Here is a 20,529-nt window from a genome sequence, read left to right as displayed (position 1 = left end):
GCCGTGGGTCGGCGGGTCACGCTGAGAGCTAATTCGGCCTGGAGCCCTACTGTGGGCGGCGTGAACAGGCGGATTCTGACCCTGCTGGTGGCGTTGGTACCCATCGTGGCGTTCGGCCTACTGCTCTCGGCGGTCACGGTACCGTTCGTGGGGCTTGGTCCGGGACCGACGTTCGACACCCTCGGCGAGGTGGAGGGCAAGGAGGTCGTCGACATCGAGGGCGCCGAGGTGCATCCGACGACGGGTCACCTCAACATGACCACCGTCGCGCAGAGTGACGGCATCACGCTCGGTCAGGCGCTGGCGCTATGGATCTCCGGGCGCGACCAGCTCGTCCCGAGGGCCCTGGTCTATCCGCCCGACAAGTCCAAGGACGAGGTCGACGAGTCCAACACCAAGGACTTCAAGCGGTCCGAGGACAGTGCCGAGTACGCCGCGCTGTCGTACCTGAAGTACCCGAAGTCGGTGACGGTCGAGTCGGTGACCGAACCCGGCCCGTCGGCGGGCAAGCTCGAGGACGGCGACGCCATCGACATGGTGAACGACAAGCCGGTGGCCACCCTCGAGGAGTTCACCGCGATGCTCAAGACCACGAAGCCGGGTGATCAGCTCGTCGTCGACTACCGCCGCAAGGGCGGCGACCTGGGGACCACGACGATCACGCTCGGCGACAACCCCGACCGCGACTACGGATTCCTCGGCGTCGGCGTGCTGGAGGCACCGTGGGCCGACTTCACCATCGACTTCAACCTGGCCAACGTCGGTGGACCGTCGGCCGGGCTGATGTTCAGCCTCGCCGTCGTGGACAAGCTGACCACCGGTGACATCAACGGCGGGAAGTTCGTCGCGGGCACCGGCACGATCGACGACGCGGGCAAGGTCGGACCGATCGGCGGCATCACCCACAAGATGGTCGCGGCGCGCGAGGCGGGTGCGACGGTGTTCCTGGTGCCCGCGGAGAACTGCGTGGAGGCGAACACCGGGGACACCGACGGCCTGACCCTGCTCAAGGTGGACACGCTCGCCACGGCGGTGGAGTCGCTGAAGACCTATTCCGCCGGTGGCGAAGCTCCCGGTTGCTGAGAGATCTCTTGGGGCCTGGTGCGTAGAGTTGGGGCACGTCGACTCGTCGACGTCACCGAAGAACGAGCACTCAGACTGGAGTTGACGAGTGGCAATGCGGCCTGCGGCACGGATGCCGAAGCTGACTCGACGTAGCCGAATCCTGGTCGGCATCGCGCTGGCCTTCGTGCTGCTGTTGCTGATTGGGCCCCGGTTCATCGACGCGTACGTCGACTGGCTCTGGTTCGGCGAACTCGGCTACCGGTCGGTGTTCACCACCGTGCTGACCACCCGGCTGGTCGTATTCCTCGTCGCGGCCCTGGTGGTGGGTGCGGTCGTCTTCGGCGCTCTGACGCTGGCCTATCGCACGCGGCCGGTGTTCGTCCCCTCGGTGGGACCCAACGATCCGGTGGCGCGCTACCGCACCGCCGTGATGTCGCGGATGAAGCTGTTCACCATCGGCGTGCCCGCGTTCATCGGCGTGCTCGCAGGCATCGTGGCTCAGACGTACTGGGTGCGGGTGCAGATGTTCCTGCACGGCGGTGAGTTCGGCGTGACCGATCCGCAGTTCGGTCTGGACCTCGGGTTCTACGCCTTCGACCTGCCGTTCTACCGCCTGATCCTGAGCTACCTGTTCGTGGCGACGTTCCTGGCGTTCGTGGCGAACCTGCTGGGGCACTACCTGTTCGGCGGCATCCGGTTGGCCGGTCGCACGGGGGCGCTGAGTCGCGCGGCACGCATCCAGCTGATCTCGCTGGGCGGCACGCTGATCCTGCTGAAGGCGTTCGCCTACTGGCTCGACCGCTACGAACTGTTGAGCCACACCCGCGGCGGCAAGCCGTTCACCGGCGCCGGCTACACCGACATCAACGCGGTGCTGCCTGCCAAGCTCATCCTGCTGGCCATCGCCGTCATCTGCGCGGTCGCCGTCTTCTCCGCGATCTTCCTGCGCGACCTACGCATCCCCGCCATCGGCGTAGTGCTACTGCTGCTGTCGTCGCTCATCATCGGCGCGGGCTGGCCGATGATCGTCGAGCAGTTCAGCGTCAAGCCGAACGCCGCGGCCAAGGAGTCGGAGTACATCGGCCGCAGCATCACCGCGACCAGGCAGGCCTACGGGCTCACCGACGAGACGGTGACCTACCGCGACTACAGCGGCAACTCCCAAGCCACCGCGCAGCAGGTCGCGGCCGACCGCGCGACCACGTCCAACATCCGCCTGCTCGATCCGACGATCGTGGGTCCTGCGTTCACGCAGTTCCAGCAGGGCAAGAACTTCTACTTCTTCCCCGAGCAGCTGTCGATCGACCGCTACGACGGGCCGGATGGCCGCCTGCGCGACTACGTCGTCGCCGCGCGCGAGCTGAACCCCGATCGCCTGATCGACAACCAGCGCGACTGGATCAACCGCCACACCGTGTACACCCACGGCAACGGCTTCATCGCCTCGCCGGCCAACACGGTGCGCGGCGTGGCCAACGACCCGAACCAGAACGGCGGCTACCCCGAGTTCCTCGCCAGCGTCGTGGGCGCCAACGGCGAGATCGTGTCGCCGGGACCGGCGCCGCTGGATCAGCCGCGCATCTACTACGGCCCCGTGATCGCGAACACCACGGAGGACTACGCGATCGTCGGCCGCAACGGCAACGACCGCGAGTACGACGTCGAGACCAACACCGAGACCAAGAACTACACGTACACCGGCTCGGGTGGCGTTCCGGTGGGCAACTGGCTGGCACGCAGCGTGTTCGCCGCGAAGTACGCCGAGCGGAACTTCCTGTTCTCCAACGTGATCGGCAGCAACAGCAGGATCCTGTTCAACCGGGATCCCGCCAAGCGCGTGCAGGCCGTGGCGCCATGGTTGACCACCGACAACGGTGCCTACCCGGCGATCGTCAACAAGCGCATCGTGTGGATCGTCGACGGCTACACCACGCTGGACAACTACCCGTACTCCGAGCTGACCTCGCTGTCGGACGCGACGGCCGACTCCAACGAGGTGGCGCTCAACCGGCTCGCGCCCGACAAGCAGGTGTCCTACATCCGCAACTCGGTGAAGGCCACCGTGGACGCCTACGACGGCACGGTAACGCTGTACGCCCAGGACGAGGCCGACCCCGTGCTCAAGGCGTGGATGGCGGTGTTCCCCGACACCGTCAAGCCGAAGTCGGACATCTCGGCCGAGCTGCAGGAGCACCTGCGGTACCCCGAGGATCTGTTCAAGGTGCAGCGTGCGCTGCTCGCCAAGTACCACGTCGACGACCCGGTGACGTTCTTCTCGACGTCGGACTTCTGGGACGTCCCGCTGGACCCGAACCCGACGGCCAGCAGCTACCAGCCGCCGTACTACATCGTCGCGAAGAACCTTGCCGCCAATGACAATTCGGCCTCGTTCCAGCTGACCACCGCGATGAACCGGTTCCGGCGTGACTTCCTCGCCGCGTACATCAGCGCGAGTTCGGATCCGGACTCCTACGGCAAGATCACGGTGCTGACCATTCCGGGTCAGGTCAACGGTCCGAAGCTGGCGTTCAACGCGATCAGTACCGACACCGCGGTCAGCCAGGACCTCGGCGTCATCGGCCGCGACAACCAGAACCGGATCAGGTGGGGCAACCTGCTCACGCTGCCGGTGAGCGATGGCGGTCTGCTCTACGTCGCTCCGGTGTACGCGTCGCCGGGTGCCAGTGACGCCGCGTCGTCCTACCCGCGCCTGATCCGCGTGGCGATGCTCTACAACGACAGGGTGGGCTACGGGCCGACGGTGCGCGACGCGCTCGACGAACTGTTCGGCGCGGGTGCGGGTGCAACGGCCACGGGGCCGGCGCCCACCGCGGGCCAGCCGGCTGCGAACGGCAACGGCAATCCGCCTGCGGCACAGCCGCAGCCGGGTAGCACGCCGCCCGCGGCGACGCCGCCTCCGGGTCAGAACCGCGCAGCCGAGGTGCCGACGCCGCCGGTGGCGGTGCCGCCGGGCGGGCCGGTGCAGTTGTCGCAGGCCAAGGCCGCCGCGCTGCAGGAGGTGAACACCGCGCTCGACGGGATGCAGCAGGCTCAGCAGAGCGGTGACTTCGCCGAGTTCGGTGAGGCGCTGCAGCGGCTCGACGATGCGATGAACAGGTATCGCGAGGCGCAGTAGGCCAGTAGATCGTCGCTTGGCAGGTCCTTGGGACGCCGTTCCAAGTGCCTGCCAAGCGCGCTGAGTCAGCCTCTTCACCAGAACCGACACTGGTGAAAGGACCCAAGAATGACCCTGACCGACGACGCCGGACGCACCTCGCACGACGTGCGGAGCCGCCTGGATGGCCTTCGCGACGTCGTCGCGGCACCGGTCGCGCTCCCTGGCGAACGGGTGTACGAGCGTGCGATGCCGTGGAACGTGGCGGCGCTGGTCGCCCCGGCAGCGGCGGTGTTCGCCACGTCGGCCGCCGACGTGGCCGCCGTGATGCGGTTCGCGGGCGAGCGGGGGTTTCGCGTTGCGGTGCAGGCCACCGGGCACGGCGCAATCGGGGTGGGTGACGACACGATCCTGGTGCTGACCGGCGGGCTGCGAGGGTGCGTGATCGACATCGACGAGCGGACCGCGCGGGTGGGGGCGGGCGTCACGTGGCAGCAGGTGATCGACGCCGCGGTGCCCCAGGGCCTCGCGCCGCTGTGCGGATCGGCGCCGGGGGTCGGCGTGGTCGGGTATCTGACCGGGGGCGGGATCGGTCCGTTGGTGCGCACGGTGGGCCTGTCGTCGGACTACGTGCGGGCGTTCGAACTCGTCACCGGCTCGGGTGAGGTCCTCTGGGTGACCCCGGAGGAGCACGCCGAGCTGTTCTGGGGCGTGCGCGGCGGCAAGGCCATGCTCGGCGTCGTCACGACCATCGAGTTCGAGCTGCTGCCGATCGACGAGTTCTACGGCGGCGCAATCTACTTCGACGCAGCGGATGCGGTGACGGTGCTGCACGCGTGGCGGTCGTGGAGCCAGGGACTACCCGAGACCGTGAACACGTCGATCGCGATTCAACAGTTGCCGCCGCTGCCGGGCGTGCCCGAGCCCCTGGCCGGACGGATGACCGTCGCGGTGCGGTACGTCGCGCTCGGCGACGCCGAGGAGGGGGAGCGGTTGCTCGCGCCCATGAGTGCCGTGGCCGCCCCGGTTCTCGACACCGTCGCGCTGCTGCCCTACGCGGCGATCGGCGCGGTCCACGCCGACCCCGTGGACCCGATGCCGATCAACGAGGACCACACGCTCCTGTGCGAACTCACGCCCGAGGCGGTGGACGCGGTCCTTGCCGCCGCAGGCCCCGAGGCGGGTTCCCCGCAGGTCATCGTCGAGCTGCGCCTGCTTGGTGGGGCCATGGCCCGGGAGCCGCGTCACGACAGCGCGTTCTGTCACCGCAACGCGGCCTACTCGCTGGCCGTGATCGGCGTGCTGGCACCGCCGGTGGCCGACGCGGTGCCGCAACACGCCGCCGCGCTGGTCGCCGGGCTCGCGCCGTGGTCGACGGGTGGGCAGATGCCGAACTTCGCGGCGTCGCACGATCCGGCGCGGCCCAGCAGGTGCTACGACGGTGACACCCTGCACCGGCTGAAGGCGATCGCGGCACGCCACGATCCGGCCGGGATACTGGCCTGAGCAGCCGATTTGGTTTTAGGTCAACGCCTTCGGTAACGTTGCGTTCACCCGACGCGGGGTGGAGCAGCTCGGTAGCTCGCTGGGCTCATAACCCAGAGGTCGCAGGTTCGAATCCTGTCCCCGCTACTAGGTAGAACGGCCCCCGGAAATTCTCCGGGGGCCGTTCTCTTTGCATGGGAGGCCGTCGGCCCCAAGCCCGGCCGTCCACCGGCTATGGTCACAACGTCCTGACACCGCCGTCAATCACGGCAGGTCAGGACTAGGTAGCCCGGCGGTGCGACGCAGGGGCCGTGAACGGGGAGTGCGGGATGCGGGCGGATGCGGGGAGCTTCGCCGTATTCGGCCGTCTCGTCCGCCAGTGGTGGGGTGAGCCGGTCGACTACGCCGCGCAGGTGCAGTACTTCGCCAAGCGCTCGATGTCCGGGGCCGTCCAGTACATGATCGGGCTCGGCACCGGATTCGACGGCGTGCTCTCCCTGGTCCTCCTCCTGCCGTCGGCCAACTCGCGTGCGTCTCAGGTCGCCGTGGCCGCGTTCGGCGCGCTGCAGCTGGCGTGGGCGTGGGTGTGGTGTGCCCGGCCATGGCCCTCGCGCAGGATGTCACTCGCATTCGTGGTGTCGGCCGACATCGCGATCACCGTGATGGTGCTGCTCGATTCGAGTTGGGTGCTCGGGTCGTTCGGGTTCAGCTTCTTCACCATGCTGTCGGTCTATCTCGTGTTCTTCGACGGCCCGAGAGCCCTTGCGGGACATGTGCTGTGGATACTGCTGACGACGGCGGCGTTCGCCGTGCACATCGGCATCGTAGGGCAGTTCGACGTCGTCGAGTTCACCGCGAAGACCCTGATGTCGGTGGCGCTCGTGGTCGGCACGCCGCTGGGGATTCAGGCCGCGATCTGGGCACTGCGCAACGACGCCAACGCGTCCGTCACCGATCCGCTCACCGGCTTGCTGAATCGGCGGGGTCTGCATCTGCACGTGGGCGATCTTCTGCGTGACGGCTCCCACGTCGCCGATGCCGTCACCGTGATGGTCGTCGACCTGGACCGGTTCAAGGACGTCAACGACACCTTCGGTCACACGATCGGGGACGAGGTGTTGATCCGCGCCGCACGTCGGATCAAGTCCGCAGTTCGCGGTAGTGCGCTGGTGGCGAGGGTGGGCGGCGAGGAGTTCGTCGTCGTCGATCCCGGCGACCCCGGGCGCGCCCACCGTGACGTCGACCGCGTCCGGTACGCGATCGCCGCTCCCGCCAAACCCCCGATCACGGCCAGCGTGGGGGTTTCCAGCGTTGCACTCGGCGGATCCTCCCTCGCGGGCAGCGAGCCGGCGACCTGGCTCGACCGGATCATCGAGCGGGCCGACCTTGCGATGTTCGATGCAAAGCGCCAAGGGGGCAACGCGACGATCTACCTGCCGGCCGTCGATGGCCGCGCGTGACGAGTGGAGTTCTGAACGCTGCGTTACAAAACTGCTAGGGTCTCGGTCGTGGCGTGCTGCCTGGCCCGCCGTGCAACGCCGTCCGAGCCCAAGAGGGAAGTGCCATGGCAGACGCGATCGAGCAGTTGATGCATGCCAACCTGATCGAGGTGTTCAACGAGCGCGACGCCGACACGCGCGCGGCGGCGATCGAGCGGACGTATGCGAAGGACGTGCGCTGGACCGATGACGAGGGCGTCACCACCGGCCATGCGGCGCTCGATGCGAAGTGCGTTGGGCTGCAGCAGAACCTGGGCGACATGCAGTTCGTCGCGGATGGCCCGGTCCAACGCCTGCAAGGTTTCGGATACCTCGCCTGGCAGCTCGTCGACCCCGCCAGCGGTCAGCTGTCGATGTCGGGCTTCGACGTCGCACTCATCGCGGATGGTCTGATCACCGACCTGTGGACGGTCTTGATCCCGCCCAACGGATGACCTGATGTCCCGCGGCGCAGTGGCGCATCGGGCACCATGGTCATCGTCACGCCATGAGAGAGCGCCACGCCCGACATCCGCATCTCCGCCCCAGCCGGCGAGGACCTGTCTGCGTTGACCCAATCCTGCCCACTGGTCGGCAGTTACGGCGCCAAGGACCGGATGCTGCCCGGTGCCGCCGCACGACTCGAGGCGACCCTGACCGACGGCAACGTCCCGCACGACGAGGAGTACCCGGACGTCGGCCACTCCTTCATGAACGACTGGGGCACGCCGGCACCCCTGCGCGTCGTCGAACGGGTGACGGGCTTCCACTACTCGGAGCCGGAATCCGAGGACGCATGGCGCCGCATCCTCGCGTCCTTCGCGATTCATCTGAGCTGAGCGGTTACGCCGACTCCACGGTGGCGGTGAACTCACCGGTCTCGCGAAGCGCGGCTGGGATGTCGCCGTCGACCTCACCGATTCGCGAGATGCCCGTCCAGTAGCCGACGTCGCCGTAGTAGAGCACCAGATCCCCTTCGGGCGACCAGTACCCGATGTCGCGGACGCGGGGGTCGTCCCCGTCGGGCATGCCGTCGACCGCCAACTTCCGGGGCAGCGGTGCCGACTTCTCCACGCCGTTGAGGTCGGCGAAGGTCAGCGTAAGGGGAAGCAGTGCCTTCAAGTCCCGGGCGGTCGAGTTGTCGAACAGTCGGCCCGTCAACTCCACGTCGCCGATGACGATGCGTATCCGGCTGGAGTCGACCGGTGATGCGTTGGAGGTCACCGGTGTCGGGTCGCTGGACGGGGCGGCCGGCGACGGTGCGGAACTGCAGCCCGTCACCAACATCCCGGCCAGCGCGGCAGCCAACGCGCTGAGGGTCCTCACGTCGACTGCTGCCCGGACTCGACCTCGATCGGCTGGTTCGCGGTCCACGACGCCAGCAGGTCGAGCGCATGCGCAGTGGGGGAGGCCGGTTCGGCGACGTAGAGCGTCAGGGTGAGCCCCGGATCGGAGATCATGTCGACGCTCTCGTAGAACAGTTCGAGATCACCGACGACGTCGTGGTGGAACGTCTTGGCCCCGGCACCGTGGGTCCGGACGTCATGGGCCCCCCACCGCCACCTGAAGTCCGCACTGAGAGTTGACAATTCGCCGACCAGATCCTGCAGCAGGGTGTCGTGCGGATCCCGGCCCGCCTCCGTGCGGAGGATTGCGACGCAGATGTCCGCTGCCTCGTCCCAGTGCGGATAGAACGTGTGCGAATCCTCGTGCAGGAACGTGAAGCGGGCGAAGTTGGGCGGTCTGCCGGGATCGCTGTCGTACAGCGCCGCGTGCATTCCCCTGCCGAGATGGTTGACGGCAAGGAGATCCATCCGACCGTTGCGGACGATCGCCGGAGCGGTGAAGTGATCGAGAGCCCACTGCAGGCTCGGGCGCGGGACCCAGCGCTTGGCGGGCCGTCGTCGCGGCCGCATGCCCGCGCTGGTGCCGTCCGCGGCGTGCGCAAGGTGGAAGAGGTGGGCGCGTTCGGCGTCGTCGAGCTGCAGGGCCCTGGCGATCGCATCGAGAATCGACGCCGAGACGCCGGCCAGACCGCCGCGCTCGAGCTTGCTGTAGTACTCGATGCTGACCCCCGCCAGCGATGCCACCTCACCGCGTCGCAGCCCGGGGACGCGGCGGTTGCCGTACTCCGGGATGCCCGCCTGCTGAGGTGTGATCTTGGCTCGACGCGACATCAAGAATTCGCGAACTTCGGCCCGGTTGTCCATGTCGACCACGGTACGAGGGCTCGACCCGAGATGGGACGTACTACCGATACACCCTTCGTCAGGGACTCCCAGGCCGCTTGGCGCCGGTGTTTCCTCGAATGAGCAAGCGGTGGCCGATCGCGATGGACCTGAGCCACCACCAATTGTTTACGAGGAGACCCCATGCGTGGTGTGGTGATGTACGCCCCAGGCGACGTGCGCGTCGAGGACGTCGAGGAACCGACGATCCTGGCGCCGACCGATGCGATCATCGCCCTCTCGGCGACCTGCATCTGCGGCTCCGACCTGTGGCCCTATCGTGGCGCCGACGACGTCGACGAACCCTTCCACATGGGCCACGAGTACGTCGGCATCGTCGAAGAGATCGGCGACGCAGTACGCACGATCGAGCCGGGACAGTTCGTCGTGGGCTCGTTCTTCGCCTCCGACAACACATGTGAGATCTGCCGGGCCGGCTATCAGACATCCTGCGTCAATCGTGAGGTGCTGGGCACCACCGGCCGCGCCCAGGCGCAACGCATGCGGGTGCCCCTGGCAGACGGCACCCTCGTCGCCACCCCGGGCATTCCGTCCGACGATCTGGTGCCGAGTCTCCTTGCCGCCTCGGACGTGTTGGGCACCGGCTGGTTCGGCGCGGTGGCCGCCGAGGCGGGGCCCGGCAAGACCGTCGCCGTCGTCGGTGACGGCGCCGTCGGACTGATGGCGATTCTGGCAGCCAAAGAGCCTGGCGCCGAACGCATCATCGCCATGAGCCGGCACGGGTCGCGTCAGCGACTCGCCCGTGAGTTCGGTGCCACCGACGTCGTGGAAGAGCGCGGGGCCGCCGGTGTCGCGCGCATCAAGGAACTGACCGGTGGCCTCGGCGCGCACTCCGTCGTCGAGGCGGTCGGCACCCAGGAATCGACCATGCAGGCCATCGCGTCGACGCGCCCCGGTGGACACGTCGGCTACGTCGGCGTACTGCACGGCGTCGAGCTGCGCGGTGACGACGTCTTCATGACCCACGTCCACCTCCACGGCGGACCTGCACCCGTACGTCGGTTCCTACCCGAGCTGATCGACCTAATCTGGACTCGAAAGATCAACCCCGGCAGGGTGTTCGACTTAGAACTGCCCATCGACCGAGCCGCCGAGGGCTACCGGGCCATGGACGAGCGCACGGCCATCAAGGTCCTCCTGCGTCCGTGAGGACCCCCATCCACCATCTACCCCGAGAGGAGGCCTCCATGACCAGCACCGCAGCGGACGCGGACACCCGGAGACTCCCGTTCGTCACCTACGTCCTGGCGATCGGCACGTTCCTGATGGGAACCACCGAGTTCATCATCGCCGGCCTGCTACCCGGCATCGCCAACGACCTCGACGTCACGCCGGCGCGCGCGGGGTTGCTCATCACGGTCTTCGCCGTCGGCATGATCGTCGGAACACCGGGCATGGCGATCCTGACCTTGCGCCTGCCCCGCCGGACGACACTGGCGCTCGCGCTGTGCGTGTTCGCCGTCGGGCACCTGGTGGTCGCATTCGGTTCGGGGTTCACGCTGCTGCTGGTCGCCCGCTTCGTCACCGCTCTGGCCACCGGGGCGTTCTGGGCGGTGGCCGCCGTCGTCGCGAGCCGCGCCGCAGGGCCTGCGGCGAGTTCGCGGGCGCTGGGCATCGTGCTCGGCGGCGGGATGCTCGCCAACGTCATCGGCGTCCCACTGGGCGCCTTCGCGGGTCAGCTCATCGGGTGGCGCGGGCCCTTCTGGGTGCTGGCGGTGCTCGCGGCCATCGCCTTCGTCCTGGTCCTGCGGTACGTACCGCCCGACGATCCGACGCAACCCCGGGCTTCCGTGCGCTCCGAGTTCGCCAGTTTGCGATCCGCTCGGCTGTGACTCGTGCTGGCGTCGGCCACGATGATCATGGGCGGCACTCTCGCCACCTACAGCTACATCGCGCCGCTTCTGACCGACCGCGCCGGACTGCCTGCGGATCTGGTGCCGCTGGCGCTGGTGGGGTTCGGCGTAAGCGCCCTCGCCGGGTCCTTCCTCGGCGGTCGCCTCGGCGACACCCGCCCGTATGCCGCCACGCTCACGGCGGCGGGCGCCACGGCGGCCATCCTGCTGGCCATCTGCCTGGCCGCACGCCACACGATGCCGACCGTGGTCCTCGTCGCGCTGCTGGGGCTGACGTCGATGACGGTCAACCCCATCCTCATCGCCCTGGCGGTCCGCTTCGCACAGCAGGCGCCCACGCTGGCGTCGGCGCTGAGCACCTCCGCGTTCAACCTCGGCACCGCTGTCGGGTCATGGATGGCCGGGCGCGCCCTCGAGTCCCCAGCGCAGGAACTGGGGCCGCCCATCATCGGAACCGTGATCGCCGCCCTGACCCTCGTGCCGCTGGCCGCGCTGGCGCACGCCCACCGAAAGGGTCGCCGGTCCACCGAAAGCTCAACCAGTACAACGATTTCACCACTGCACACGAAGGAGTACTCGTCATGACCACCACTTCCCACGCCACCGGACGCGGCCAGCGCAGGAGCCGCCTGATGAAACTGGCCGGCGGTGCAGCCGCTCTGGGCGTCCTGGCCACGGCGGGATGCGCTCCGTCCGCACCCGAGGCCGCCCCGTCCTCGCCGTCGTCGGCCGCGCCGTCGTCGAAGCTGGCGGCGGGGGACACGTCGAACGGGGCCGACAACTTCTACACCAGCGATCGTGTGACCGTGCAGAAGGTGACGTTCAAGAACCAGTACCAGATGAACGTGACCGGAAACCTGTTCGTCCCCAACGATCTGGACCGCAACGTCGAGAACGCGGCGATGGTCGTCGGGCACCCGATGGGTGCGGTCAAGGAGCAGAGCGCCAATCTGTACGCGACCAAGATGGCCGAGCAGGGGTTCGTCACCATGTCGCTGGACCTGTCGTACTGGGGTGAGAGCGACGGTCAACCGCGCAACCTGGTCGCCCCCGACGTCTACACCGAAGACTTCAGCGCCGCGGTGGACTACCTGCGCACCCAGTCGTTCGTCGACGACGAACGGATCGGAGCGCTCGGCGTCTGCGGCAGCGGCAGCTTCGTCATCAGTGCCGCCAAGATAGACCCCCGCATCAAAGCCGTTGCCACGGTGAGCATGTACGACATGGGCGGCGTCAACCGCAACGGACTGCGCAACTCGCTCACCCCGGAGCAGCGGCAGGAGATCCTCGCCGCGGCCGCCGCGCAGCGCGACGTCGAGTTCGCAGGCGGGGACGTCGAATACACCGGTGGGACGCCAGAGGAACTCACCGACCGGTCGACCGCGATCGACCGGGAGTTCTACGACTTCTACCGCACCGTGCGGGGACACAGCCCGGCGACCACCACGCACCCCACCCTCAGTAGCAATGTGCGGTTCATGAACTTCTACCCGTTCGAGGGCATCGAGACGATCTCGCCGCGCCCCATGCTCTTCATCACCGGCGACCAGGCCCACTCGCGCGAGTTCAGCGAGCAGGCCTACCAGCTCGCCGCAGAGCCCAAGCAGCTCGTGATGGTGCCCGGCGCCGGCCACGTCGACCTGTACGACCGCGTCGACCTCATTCCGTTCGACACCCTCACCACGTTCTTCCGGAACAGCCTGAACAGCCAGGAATGATCCCCACCCCGAAAGGAACCACCACGATGAAGAAGATCCTGTCGCTTACTGCCGTGCTGGCGGCCGTCGTACCGCTCGGGTTGTGGAAGGCCACGCCCGCCGGTGCCGAACCGACCATGGAGATCTCGCGCAGCGACGCCCGGCCGGCAGGACCGGGCCCGGCGGAGACCTTCACCGGCGCCGTCAGCGTCACACCGCTGTTCGACCCGAACGACGCCCGGCACTCCGGGGCGGCCGAGGTCGGTTTCAGCCCGGGCGCACGCTCTGCATGGCACAGCCACCCCGGCGGCCAGACGTTGATCGTCACCGAGGGCACCGGATGGGTGCAGGAGTGGGGCGGCAGCAAGCAGCAGATCAATCCTGGCGACGTCATCTGGACGCCACCCGGGGTCAAGCACTGGCACGGTGCAGTCGACACCACGGCCATGACGCACATCGCGATCCAGCAGGTCGCCGACGGCGAAGTCGTCGAGTGGATGGAGCACGTCACCGACGACCAGTACCTGGGCTAGTACGAAAACGCACTCAGCGGGTGTCGTCGTCGGGCTGGTCCTTGGTGAGGTGCACCAGCCAACCCTTGCCGGTGTCGATGAGGGCGTAGCGGACGACGCCCCGCTCACCATGCAACTCGAAGACGAAACGACGGTCGGTGCGGTCGACCAGTTGCCACCAGCCGTGGTCGGCGATCGACTTGTGCTCGTCGGTGTACGTCGCGTGTTCTAGGTCGTGATCGGCGACGGCCACGGCGAGGCGAGGATGGCGGGTGTCGGTCGGCAGACCCTTCGGCACCGCCCAGGACCGCAGCACTCCGTCTTCCTCGAGTCTCAGGTCGAAGTGCGGGCTAGGCTTGCGATGGTCGTGGAGTACGAAGATCGCACGCCGGGACATACCAGCATTCTGCTCCGATGCGGCATGCCGGATCAGACGGGCGGCCCCGGGTAGGGCCCGCCAGGAAGGCAAGGCGTGCCTTCCGTTTACCGATCGCGTTCGGTGGCAATTCACGCGGCACCGTGCCCCAGCAGGTCACTCCTGCTCAACTAGCCCGGTGCGGTCCGACGAAGGAGATTTTCATGGCGATCAACGACGACGACATCACCACCTCGGCCGGCGGCGGCGAGGGCACTGCTGACGGCGGCTCGAATCCCGAGGGTCATGACGGCGGTGCTGACGGGTCCGCCGGTGGCGAGGGCACGGCTGACGGTGGCTCGAACCCCGAGGGTCATGACGGCGGCGCCGACGGCTCTGCCGGTGGCGAGGGCACCGCGGATGGTGGCTCCAATCCCGAGGGCCATGACGGCGGTGCCGACGGTTCCGCCTAACGCTCGATGCTGAGCCGCTGCATCTCGATCGACCCCCAGGAGTTCGCCCGAACTCACTGGGGGGGTTCGCCGTTGCTCAGCCGATCGGACGCGCTGCCCCGCGGCTTCGACGATCTGCTCTCGGCCGCTGCCGTCGACGAGTTGCTCGCCGAACGCGGGGTGCGCGCACCGTTCATCCGCGTCGCCAAGGAGGGTGGCGTGGTGGCCAAGGACGGCTATCTCGCGCCGGCCGGCTTCGGTGCCGAGATGCCCGACCAGGTCGACTCGGCGAAGGTGCTCGCACAGTTCGCCGCCGGCGCGACCATCGTCCTGCAGGGCCTACACCGGCTGTGGCCGCCGGTCATCGACTTCGTCCGCGGCATGGTCGACGACCTCGGCCATCCCGTGCAGGCCAACGCCTACGTCACGCCGCCGCAGAACCGCGGCTTCGACCCGCACTACGACGTGCACGACGTCTTCGTGTTGCAGACCACCGGCCACAAGCACTGGACCGTGCACGAGCCCGTGCACCTCGACCCGCTGGCCGATCAACCGTGGACCGATCACCGCGCCGCAGTGGCCGAACGCGCCAAGGACGACCCGGTGATCGACACCGTGCTCGGCCCGGGCGACGCGCTCTATCTGCCGCGCGGCTGGATTCACTCCGCGCAGGCGATGGGCGGGGTGTCGATCCACCTGACCATCGGTGTCGCCGCGATGACGGGGATCGACGTCGTGCGGGCGCTGGTCGACCAGCTGGCCGATGCGGCCGACCTGAGAAGATCACTCCCCATGGGGATGAACGCAACCGACCGCGACGAGATGACGGCTACCGCCACCAAGGTCATCGCCCAGCTCGCCGCGACGCTGCGCGACGGCCCACCCGGGCTCGACGAGGGCGTCGCCGCCCGTCTCACCCGGCAGTACGCGCAGCGCACACGGCCCGTCGCCGTGCGGCCGCTGGCGTCGCTGGACGCCGCCGCTGGTGTCGACGCGGTCAGCGTGCGGTGGCGGCACGGGTTGATCGCGTCAGTGGAACGCGACGCCGGGAAGGTGCGGCTGCGTCTCACCGACCGCGCGATCACCTTCCCGGAGTCGTGCGCCGACGCCCTGGCTGCGCTGCATCGGGGAGCGACGCTCGGTGCCGCCGACCTGCCCGGCCTGGATGCCGCCGACGGCGAGGTGGTGCTCCGCCGGCTGCTGCGCGAGGCCGTCGTCGTACCGGTGGTCGACGAGCGCGTCGCGACGGCGGGCGAATGACCGCAGCGGCCAAGCGGGTCCCGTGCAGCAACCAGAGTCTCGCCCGCAACGACCCGATGTACGGCACCGCCTCGGCGGGCTTCTCCTGGCTGATGCTCGAATTGTCCGGCCCCTGGGGCCATTCGGCGTTCCTGCAGTCGCCGACGGTCATCGACCCCGTCCTGGGACGCGCGATCGTCCGTCGCGCCGAGATGGCCGGCATGCGGATCGCGGCCATTCGTAGGCACGGACGCAGGTCCGAGGCGCCGAGATGGCGCTGGTTCGTCGCGCAGGCGCGGCCCGGCGAGGAGGCGCTCTACGGTGGCGAGGTGGACGGCCCGACGGGCTATCTCGACCTCGCGCTGGACGGCTCCGACGGCGTCGCGGTCACCGGCCCGCTCGTCACCGTGTGTGCGCACGGCAAGCACGATCAGTGCTGCGCGGTGCGTGGCCGCGGTGCGGTCGCGGCCATCGCCGCCCACTACCCCGAATTGGTATGGGAGTGTTCGCATCTCGGCGGCGACCGCTTCGCCGCCACGATGCTGGTCCTCCCCGAGGGCCTGTGCTACGGACGGGTCGACACGACGGATGCGGCCGACCTGGTGCGGCGCTACCTCGACGGCCGTCTCGTCGACTCGCACCTGCGCGGGCGCACGTCGCTCCCGCACGTCGTGCAGGCCGCGCAGCACTTCGCGCGCGAAGCATTTGGTGACGACCGCATCGACGCGCTGCCACCGCTTCGCGTGGAGCGCGATGACGCCACCACGCGGGTGACGCTGGGCACCGACGCGGGCAGCGTCGAGGTCAAGGTGGGGGAGCAGATGTCGGCTCCGCTGCTGTCCCAGTGCAGCGCGACCGCCGAGGGGCAGGTGCGCACCTTCGTGCTCGAGGCCATCGAGCCTGCGCGCTAGCGCCCCGTGCGCATCACGTCGTGCGCCGCCCCGAACCGGCGGTTCGGGTGTTCGCCAAGGTATCCCTGGCCAGCCGGGCGAGTTCCTTCGTCGCGGGGGACAGCATCGTGGACTCCTTCTTGATGAGCGCGACGGTGTCGTAGAGCGGTTCCTCGAAGGGTAGGTACCGAAGGCCGACGGGCGCGACCGGAGACGTCGCAACCGCACGTGACACGAAGGTCTCGCCCGCTCCGGCTGCGACCAGCTCGAGTGCGGTGTCCACCTGTTCGACTTCGATCAACGGAGTCAGGGTGAGGCCCTTCAGCAATGCGCGTTCGGCCAACTGCCTGCGTGTGGGGTCACGCCAGCCCGCGTGCGCGTCGTACAGGATCAACTTGGCTGCGGCCATGTCCTCGATGGTCATTGGCCCCGTCCGCGAGGGGAAGGTCGTGGCGTAGACCACCTCGTCTCTGAGGAGGGGCGTGACGGAGAGTTCGCGCGTGTCCACGGGCAACACCACCAGTCCTGCTTCGAGAGCGCCGTCGCGCACGAGATCCGCGACGTCCGCGGAGTTCACGCCTACGACGCGCAGGCGAACGTTCGGATGGCGGGCGTGGAACGACGTCAGGAGGTCCGCCATCGCGTAGTGCTTGGCGTTGCGCAGCAGGCCGAATGATGCGACGCCCGACTGCAGTCCGGTCACTGCGGTCAGCGCTCGGTCGGCGGCGTGCGCAGACGCCAGAGTCTGCTCGGCCAAGGGCATCAGCTCCTCGCCGGGGGCTGTCAGCGTCAGCTTTCTCGGGCCCCGCACGAACAGTGGGGTGCCGTACTGCTCCTCGATCCGTCGGATGGTCTCCGAGACGGTCGGCTGCGACATGTGAAGCTCCTTGGCCGCAGCAGTGAACGAGCCGCACTGAGCCGCGGTGACGAAGACCCGTAGCTGAATCAGCGAAAGAGCCATAGCGAAAGACGATAGCACCCCCTGGGATTCACAAGGTTGTCCTCTTGGCCTCCCCTCCATAGGCTCGCTCCACGCCAGGTACTGACCTGCGGCACAGGAGGAATGGCAATGGACAGCACTGAAGAGGACCGCCAACTCGGCGAGCTGGGGTACACCCAGAAGCTAAGCCGATCGGTGGGGGGTGTCTCGTCGTTCTTCCTTGGCTTCTCGGTCATCAGCGCCACCACGGCGGTGTTCTCCGGTTTCGGTTTCGGGTTGGGGACGGCTGGCCCTGCGTTCGTATGGACGTTCCCGGTCGCAGTCGGGATCTTCTTCGTCTGGGCACTGATCGCGGCTGACCTGGTCGGAAAGCTCCCCCTGGCCGGTTACGCGTATCAATGGACGAGCAGGCTCGTCCATCCGAGCCTGGGGTGGTTCACCGGTTTTGCGGGTGCCGTCGGGTTCATCAGCGGTTTCACCGGTGTCGCCTTCGTGATGGCTGGATACGTCGGCGGCCTACTGGGCATCGACATGACCACCCCGGTCCAAATCGCCGTTGCCATCGCCATCGTCCTGCTGTGCGTGCTCATCAACGTCTACGGCGTACGGCTCGCGACCATGCTCAACAACATCGGTGTGGCCTTGGAGTTGGTGGTCACGGTCGGAGCGACTGCGTTCATCGCCGTCGTGGCATTCTTTGTCTCCGACGAACACCAGGGCATCGACTTCCTCTTCTCCACGGGCGCCGCGGGCACGTCGTCGTCGCCGTACGTCGTCGTGTGGTTGACCGCGAGCCTCGGCTGCATCTTCGGACTGCTGGGCGTCGAGGCAGCAGCGGACATCGCCGAAGAGACCAAGGATGCCCGGCGCACCATCCCTCGCACGATGTTCCTGGCACTGGGCGTGGCGTCGGCCATCGAGTTCTTCATGTACGTCGTCTTCCTCTTGGTCATCAAGGACCCGGACTCGCTAGTCGAAAGCGCCTCGCCGATCGCCGATCTGTTCGCGCAACAGGTATCGCCGTGGTTCTCCAAATTGGTCATCGCGATGGCCTTGACGAACATCCTGGTGTGCGTGCTGGCGATCATGCTCGTGGCCACCAGGTTGGTCTACGCCATGGGAAGGGACAACATGCTTCCCGGGTCGCGCCTCCTTCGCCGGGTCTCGGAGAAGCACATGGTGCCGACCCCTGCAGTCTTGACGACGGGTCTGGTCTCATTGGTCCTCCTGCTCTCGGCGCTGGCCAACGAGCAGACCTTCTCGTACATCGTCGGCATGTCGGCTCTCGGGTTCTTCTGCGTATACCTCTTGACCACCGCCGGGCTTCTGGTTGCCAACGCGCGCAGGCGAATACCCGTCGGATCGCCGGGGATATTCGACCTCGGACGGTTTCGCGCGCCGGTGTACGCCGTGGGCCTGATCGTCTTCGGATCGGTGATGTCAGCGCTGCTCCTGCTACCCGACTTCCGCGCCAATGCCATCGTCTTCGTTCTGACGATGGCGGTGGCAGGCGTGTGGTGGTTGCTCGTCCTGAGGGGACGCATCGCGCGTTCGGAGGCCGGACCGAGCTTCGCGCTCGCGAACGGGACGAAGCACGCTGCCGCGCCCGACCCGTCGACGACCGCCGCTGCTGCGTCGAACGGGGAGTAGAACTCGCCGACTCGCCCCGATGACCCGCGATGCCCCGGGTCATCGGGGTAACGCCGTTTCGCCCCGAAGCGTGTCGCGGGAGGCTTGGCCATCGCAAGGCCGTTCCCGCAGCGCCGTCGGGCCCTGGCATCATCGTGAAAACCTATGGACTCCGACGGGAATCACTCCCTAGTGCTTCACGACGGCTCTGCCTACGGTGTGGTCATGCGCTACTCCACTTCTCTCCTCGACCGGGTGCAGGGCCGAGTCCATCACCTCAAGCGACCCCTCGTGGACGCCCCCGCGGCCCAGCGAGATCCTGCCGTCATCGATACCGTGAGCAGGATGCTGCGCGAGATCGAGACCAGGGGACTCGACGCGGTACGCGATTACAGCCGCACACTCGACGACGACGACCGTCTCGACTTCGAACTCTCCTCGCAGGACGTCGCGACGAGTGGTGAGCGTCTCCCGCGGGATCTCCGTGAGGCGATCGAACTGGGTTCCGAGCGCACTCGAGCCTTCGCGCGCGAACAACGTTCCCACATAACCGGATTCGAGACCGAGCTGTGCCCAGGTCTCGTCACGGGCATTCGCTACGTTCCGGTGGCCCGAGTGGGGGCGTACCTACCCGCTGGGCGCTTCCCGCTGACGGCATCGGCGTTCATGACAGTGGGCGTAGCGAAGGCTGCCGGTGTGTCGACGGTCGTGGCCTGCACGCCGCCCCAGCCAAGCGGAGGCGCGAACGACGCCGTCCTGTATGCAGCTCACCTGTCGGGTGTCGACCGCGTCTTCGTGCTCGGGGGCGTTCAGGCCCTCGCCGCCATGGCATTCGGACTCCTGGGGGAACTTCCCGTCGACATGCTCGTCGGAGCGGGGAATGCCTACGTCGCCGAGGCGAAACGCCAACTGTTCGGCACAGTGGCCATCGACCTGCTCGCCGGCCCCTCGGAAGTGGCCGTGCTCTCCGACGAGACCGCCGACCCCGAGATCGTCGCCGCGGACCTGCTCGGCCAAGCCGAGCACGGCACGAACTCGCCAGCGGCGCTCGTCACCACCTCCGAGGAACATGGGCGCGCCGTCTTGGCTGCGGTGGAGCGTCAGCTGAAGAGTCTGGCGACCGAGCCGATCGCCGGCCCCGCGTGGCGTGACTACGGCGTCGTGACGGTCGCCGACGACAGGGAGACCGCCGCCCTGCTGATGGACGATCTCGCTCCGGAGCACCTGGAGATCATCACCGCCGACGACGATTGGTATCACGATCGATTGCAGAACTACGGCTCGGTATTCCTCGGTCCGTGGAGCACCGTCGCCTACTCCGACAAGGGCATGGCGGGCACCAATCACGTGCTCCCCACTGCCGGGGGTGCGAAGCACAGCGCCGGTCTGTCGGTGTCGCGGTACCTGAAGCCGCTCACCTACCAGCGCATCGGTCGAGAAGCCACACCCGACTTGGCGCATGCCGTTCAGGTCATCTCGGATTCCGAGGGCATGGCGGCACACAGCGCCACTGCCACGCGCCGACTCGCCCTGTACGGCACCGGAACCGCGGCCGCCGAATGACGCCTCA

Annotated in this window: 20 protein-coding genes and 1 tRNA gene; 17 read left to right on the top strand and 4 right to left on the bottom strand. The window is 67.9% G+C overall.

Annotated elements, in window-relative coordinates:
* Positions 1-60: 60 nt before the first annotated feature.
* The 7 genes from G6N61_RS11205 (at position 61) to G6N61_RS11175 (ending at position 7,982) form a co-directional block, all read left to right on the top strand.
* Positions 61-1,083 (top strand): YlbL family protein, encoded by a 1,023-nt coding sequence (locus G6N61_RS11205; RefSeq protein ID WP_163918592.1) that lies wholly within the window; start codon positions 61-63, stop codon positions 1,081-1,083.
* Positions 1,084-1,171: 88 nt separating this feature from the next.
* Positions 1,172-4,201, top strand: a complete 3,030-nt coding sequence (locus tag G6N61_RS11200) for a UPF0182 family protein (protein ID WP_163918591.1) — start codon at positions 1,172-1,174, stop codon at positions 4,199-4,201.
* Positions 4,202-4,309: 108 nt separating this feature from the next.
* On the top strand, positions 4,310-5,686 hold the full coding sequence (locus tag G6N61_RS11195; RefSeq protein ID WP_163918590.1) for an FAD-binding oxidoreductase: 1,377 nt from the start codon (positions 4,310-4,312) through the stop codon (positions 5,684-5,686).
* A gap of 52 nt (positions 5,687-5,738) precedes the next feature.
* A tRNA-Met gene (locus G6N61_RS11190) sits at positions 5,739-5,812 on the top strand.
* Between the two features lie 182 nt (positions 5,813-5,994).
* Entirely contained in the window at positions 5,995-7,125 is a 1,131-nt protein-coding gene (locus G6N61_RS11185; protein WP_163918589.1) for a GGDEF domain-containing protein, read from the top strand.
* Between the two features lie 104 nt (positions 7,126-7,229).
* Complete coding sequence (locus tag G6N61_RS11180; protein ID WP_163918588.1) at positions 7,230-7,598, top strand: nuclear transport factor 2 family protein; 369 nt, start codon at positions 7,230-7,232, stop codon at positions 7,596-7,598.
* Positions 7,599-7,712: 114 nt separating this feature from the next.
* Positions 7,713-7,982, top strand: coding sequence for a dienelactone hydrolase family protein (locus G6N61_RS11175; protein ID WP_235887491.1), 270 nt, complete (start codon positions 7,713-7,715; stop codon positions 7,980-7,982).
* Positions 7,983-7,986: 4 nt separating this feature from the next.
* Here the strand turns inward: G6N61_RS11175 and G6N61_RS11170 are convergent, their stop codons facing one another.
* Both G6N61_RS11170 and G6N61_RS11165 read right to left on the bottom strand, forming a co-directional pair.
* Positions 7,987-8,469, bottom strand: coding sequence for a cyclophilin-like fold protein (locus G6N61_RS11170; RefSeq protein ID WP_163918587.1), 483 nt, complete (start codon positions 8,467-8,469; stop codon positions 7,987-7,989).
* A complete protein-coding gene (locus G6N61_RS11165; protein WP_163918586.1) occupies positions 8,466-9,353 on the bottom strand; it encodes a helix-turn-helix transcriptional regulator in 888 nt (295 codons plus the stop codon). Before G6N61_RS11165 ends, G6N61_RS11170 begins: the two co-directional genes overlap by 4 nt.
* 162 nt (positions 9,354-9,515) lie before the next feature.
* Between G6N61_RS11165 and G6N61_RS11160 the strand changes: the two genes are divergently transcribed.
* Genes G6N61_RS11160 through G6N61_RS11145 form a run of 5 tightly spaced genes read left to right on the top strand, consistent with a single transcriptional unit; the run spans position 9,516 to position 13,475 of the window.
* On the top strand, positions 9,516-10,541 hold the full coding sequence (locus tag G6N61_RS11160; protein WP_163918585.1) for a zinc-dependent alcohol dehydrogenase family protein: 1,026 nt from the start codon (positions 9,516-9,518) through the stop codon (positions 10,539-10,541).
* 38 nt (positions 10,542-10,579) lie between these two features.
* Positions 10,580-11,224 (top strand): MFS transporter, encoded by a 645-nt coding sequence (locus G6N61_RS30810; protein WP_235887490.1) that lies wholly within the window; start codon positions 10,580-10,582, stop codon positions 11,222-11,224.
* Between the two features lie 3 nt (positions 11,225-11,227).
* Positions 11,228-11,830: an MFS transporter gene (locus G6N61_RS30805; RefSeq protein ID WP_235887489.1), complete on the top strand. Its 603-nt coding sequence runs from the start codon at positions 11,228-11,230 to the stop codon at positions 11,828-11,830.
* A complete protein-coding gene (locus tag G6N61_RS11150) occupies positions 11,827-12,963 on the top strand; it encodes an alpha/beta hydrolase (RefSeq protein WP_163918584.1) in 1,137 nt (378 codons plus the stop codon). Before G6N61_RS30805 ends, G6N61_RS11150 begins: the two co-directional genes overlap by 4 nt.
* A gap of 26 nt (positions 12,964-12,989) precedes the next feature.
* Positions 12,990-13,475, top strand: a complete 486-nt coding sequence (locus G6N61_RS11145; RefSeq protein ID WP_235887488.1) for a (R)-mandelonitrile lyase — start codon at positions 12,990-12,992, stop codon at positions 13,473-13,475.
* Positions 13,476-13,488: 13 nt separating this feature from the next.
* On the opposite strand, the gene G6N61_RS11140 is transcribed toward G6N61_RS11145, so the two are convergent.
* Positions 13,489-13,851, bottom strand: a complete 363-nt coding sequence (locus G6N61_RS11140; protein WP_163918583.1) for a DNA polymerase ligase N-terminal domain-containing protein — start codon at positions 13,849-13,851, stop codon at positions 13,489-13,491.
* Between the two features lie 182 nt (positions 13,852-14,033).
* Here G6N61_RS11140 and G6N61_RS11135 point away from each other — a divergent pair, with 182 nt between their 5' ends.
* Genes G6N61_RS11135 through G6N61_RS11125 form a run of 3 tightly spaced genes read left to right on the top strand, consistent with a single transcriptional unit; the run spans position 14,034 to position 16,411 of the window.
* Positions 14,034-14,282, top strand: a complete 249-nt coding sequence (locus G6N61_RS11135) for a BatC protein (RefSeq protein ID WP_163918582.1) — start codon at positions 14,034-14,036, stop codon at positions 14,280-14,282.
* 6 nt (positions 14,283-14,288) lie between these two features.
* A complete protein-coding gene (locus tag G6N61_RS11130; RefSeq protein ID WP_163918581.1) occupies positions 14,289-15,521 on the top strand; it encodes a cupin domain-containing protein in 1,233 nt (410 codons plus the stop codon).
* Positions 15,518-16,411 (top strand): ferredoxin family protein, encoded by an 894-nt coding sequence (locus G6N61_RS11125; protein ID WP_163918580.1) that lies wholly within the window; start codon positions 15,518-15,520, stop codon positions 16,409-16,411. The genes G6N61_RS11130 and G6N61_RS11125 overlap by 4 nt, the downstream gene beginning before the upstream one ends.
* A 13-nt stretch (positions 16,412-16,424) precedes the next feature.
* On the opposite strand, the gene G6N61_RS11120 is transcribed toward G6N61_RS11125, so the two are convergent.
* Complete coding sequence (locus tag G6N61_RS11120; RefSeq protein ID WP_163918579.1) at positions 16,425-17,351, bottom strand: LysR family transcriptional regulator; 927 nt, start codon at positions 17,349-17,351, stop codon at positions 16,425-16,427.
* Between the two features lie 108 nt (positions 17,352-17,459).
* On the opposite strand from G6N61_RS11120, the gene G6N61_RS11115 reads away from it, so the two are divergent.
* Together G6N61_RS11115 and hisD are read left to right on the top strand one after the other, a co-directional pair.
* Entirely contained in the window at positions 17,460-18,980 is a 1,521-nt protein-coding gene (locus G6N61_RS11115; RefSeq protein WP_235887487.1) for an APC family permease, read from the top strand.
* A 204-nt stretch (positions 18,981-19,184) separates the two neighbouring features.
* Entirely contained in the window at positions 19,185-20,522 is a 1,338-nt protein-coding gene (gene hisD / locus G6N61_RS11110) for a histidinol dehydrogenase (RefSeq protein ID WP_163918577.1), read from the top strand.
* Positions 20,523-20,529: the final 7 nt, after the last annotated feature.

Source organism: Mycolicibacterium arabiense (assembly GCF_010731815.2).
Lineage (GTDB): Bacteria > Actinomycetota > Actinomycetes > Mycobacteriales > Mycobacteriaceae > Mycobacterium > Mycobacterium arabiense.
Note: the sequence above shows the minus strand (reverse complement) of the source record. Positions and strands in the feature narration are given on the sequence as shown.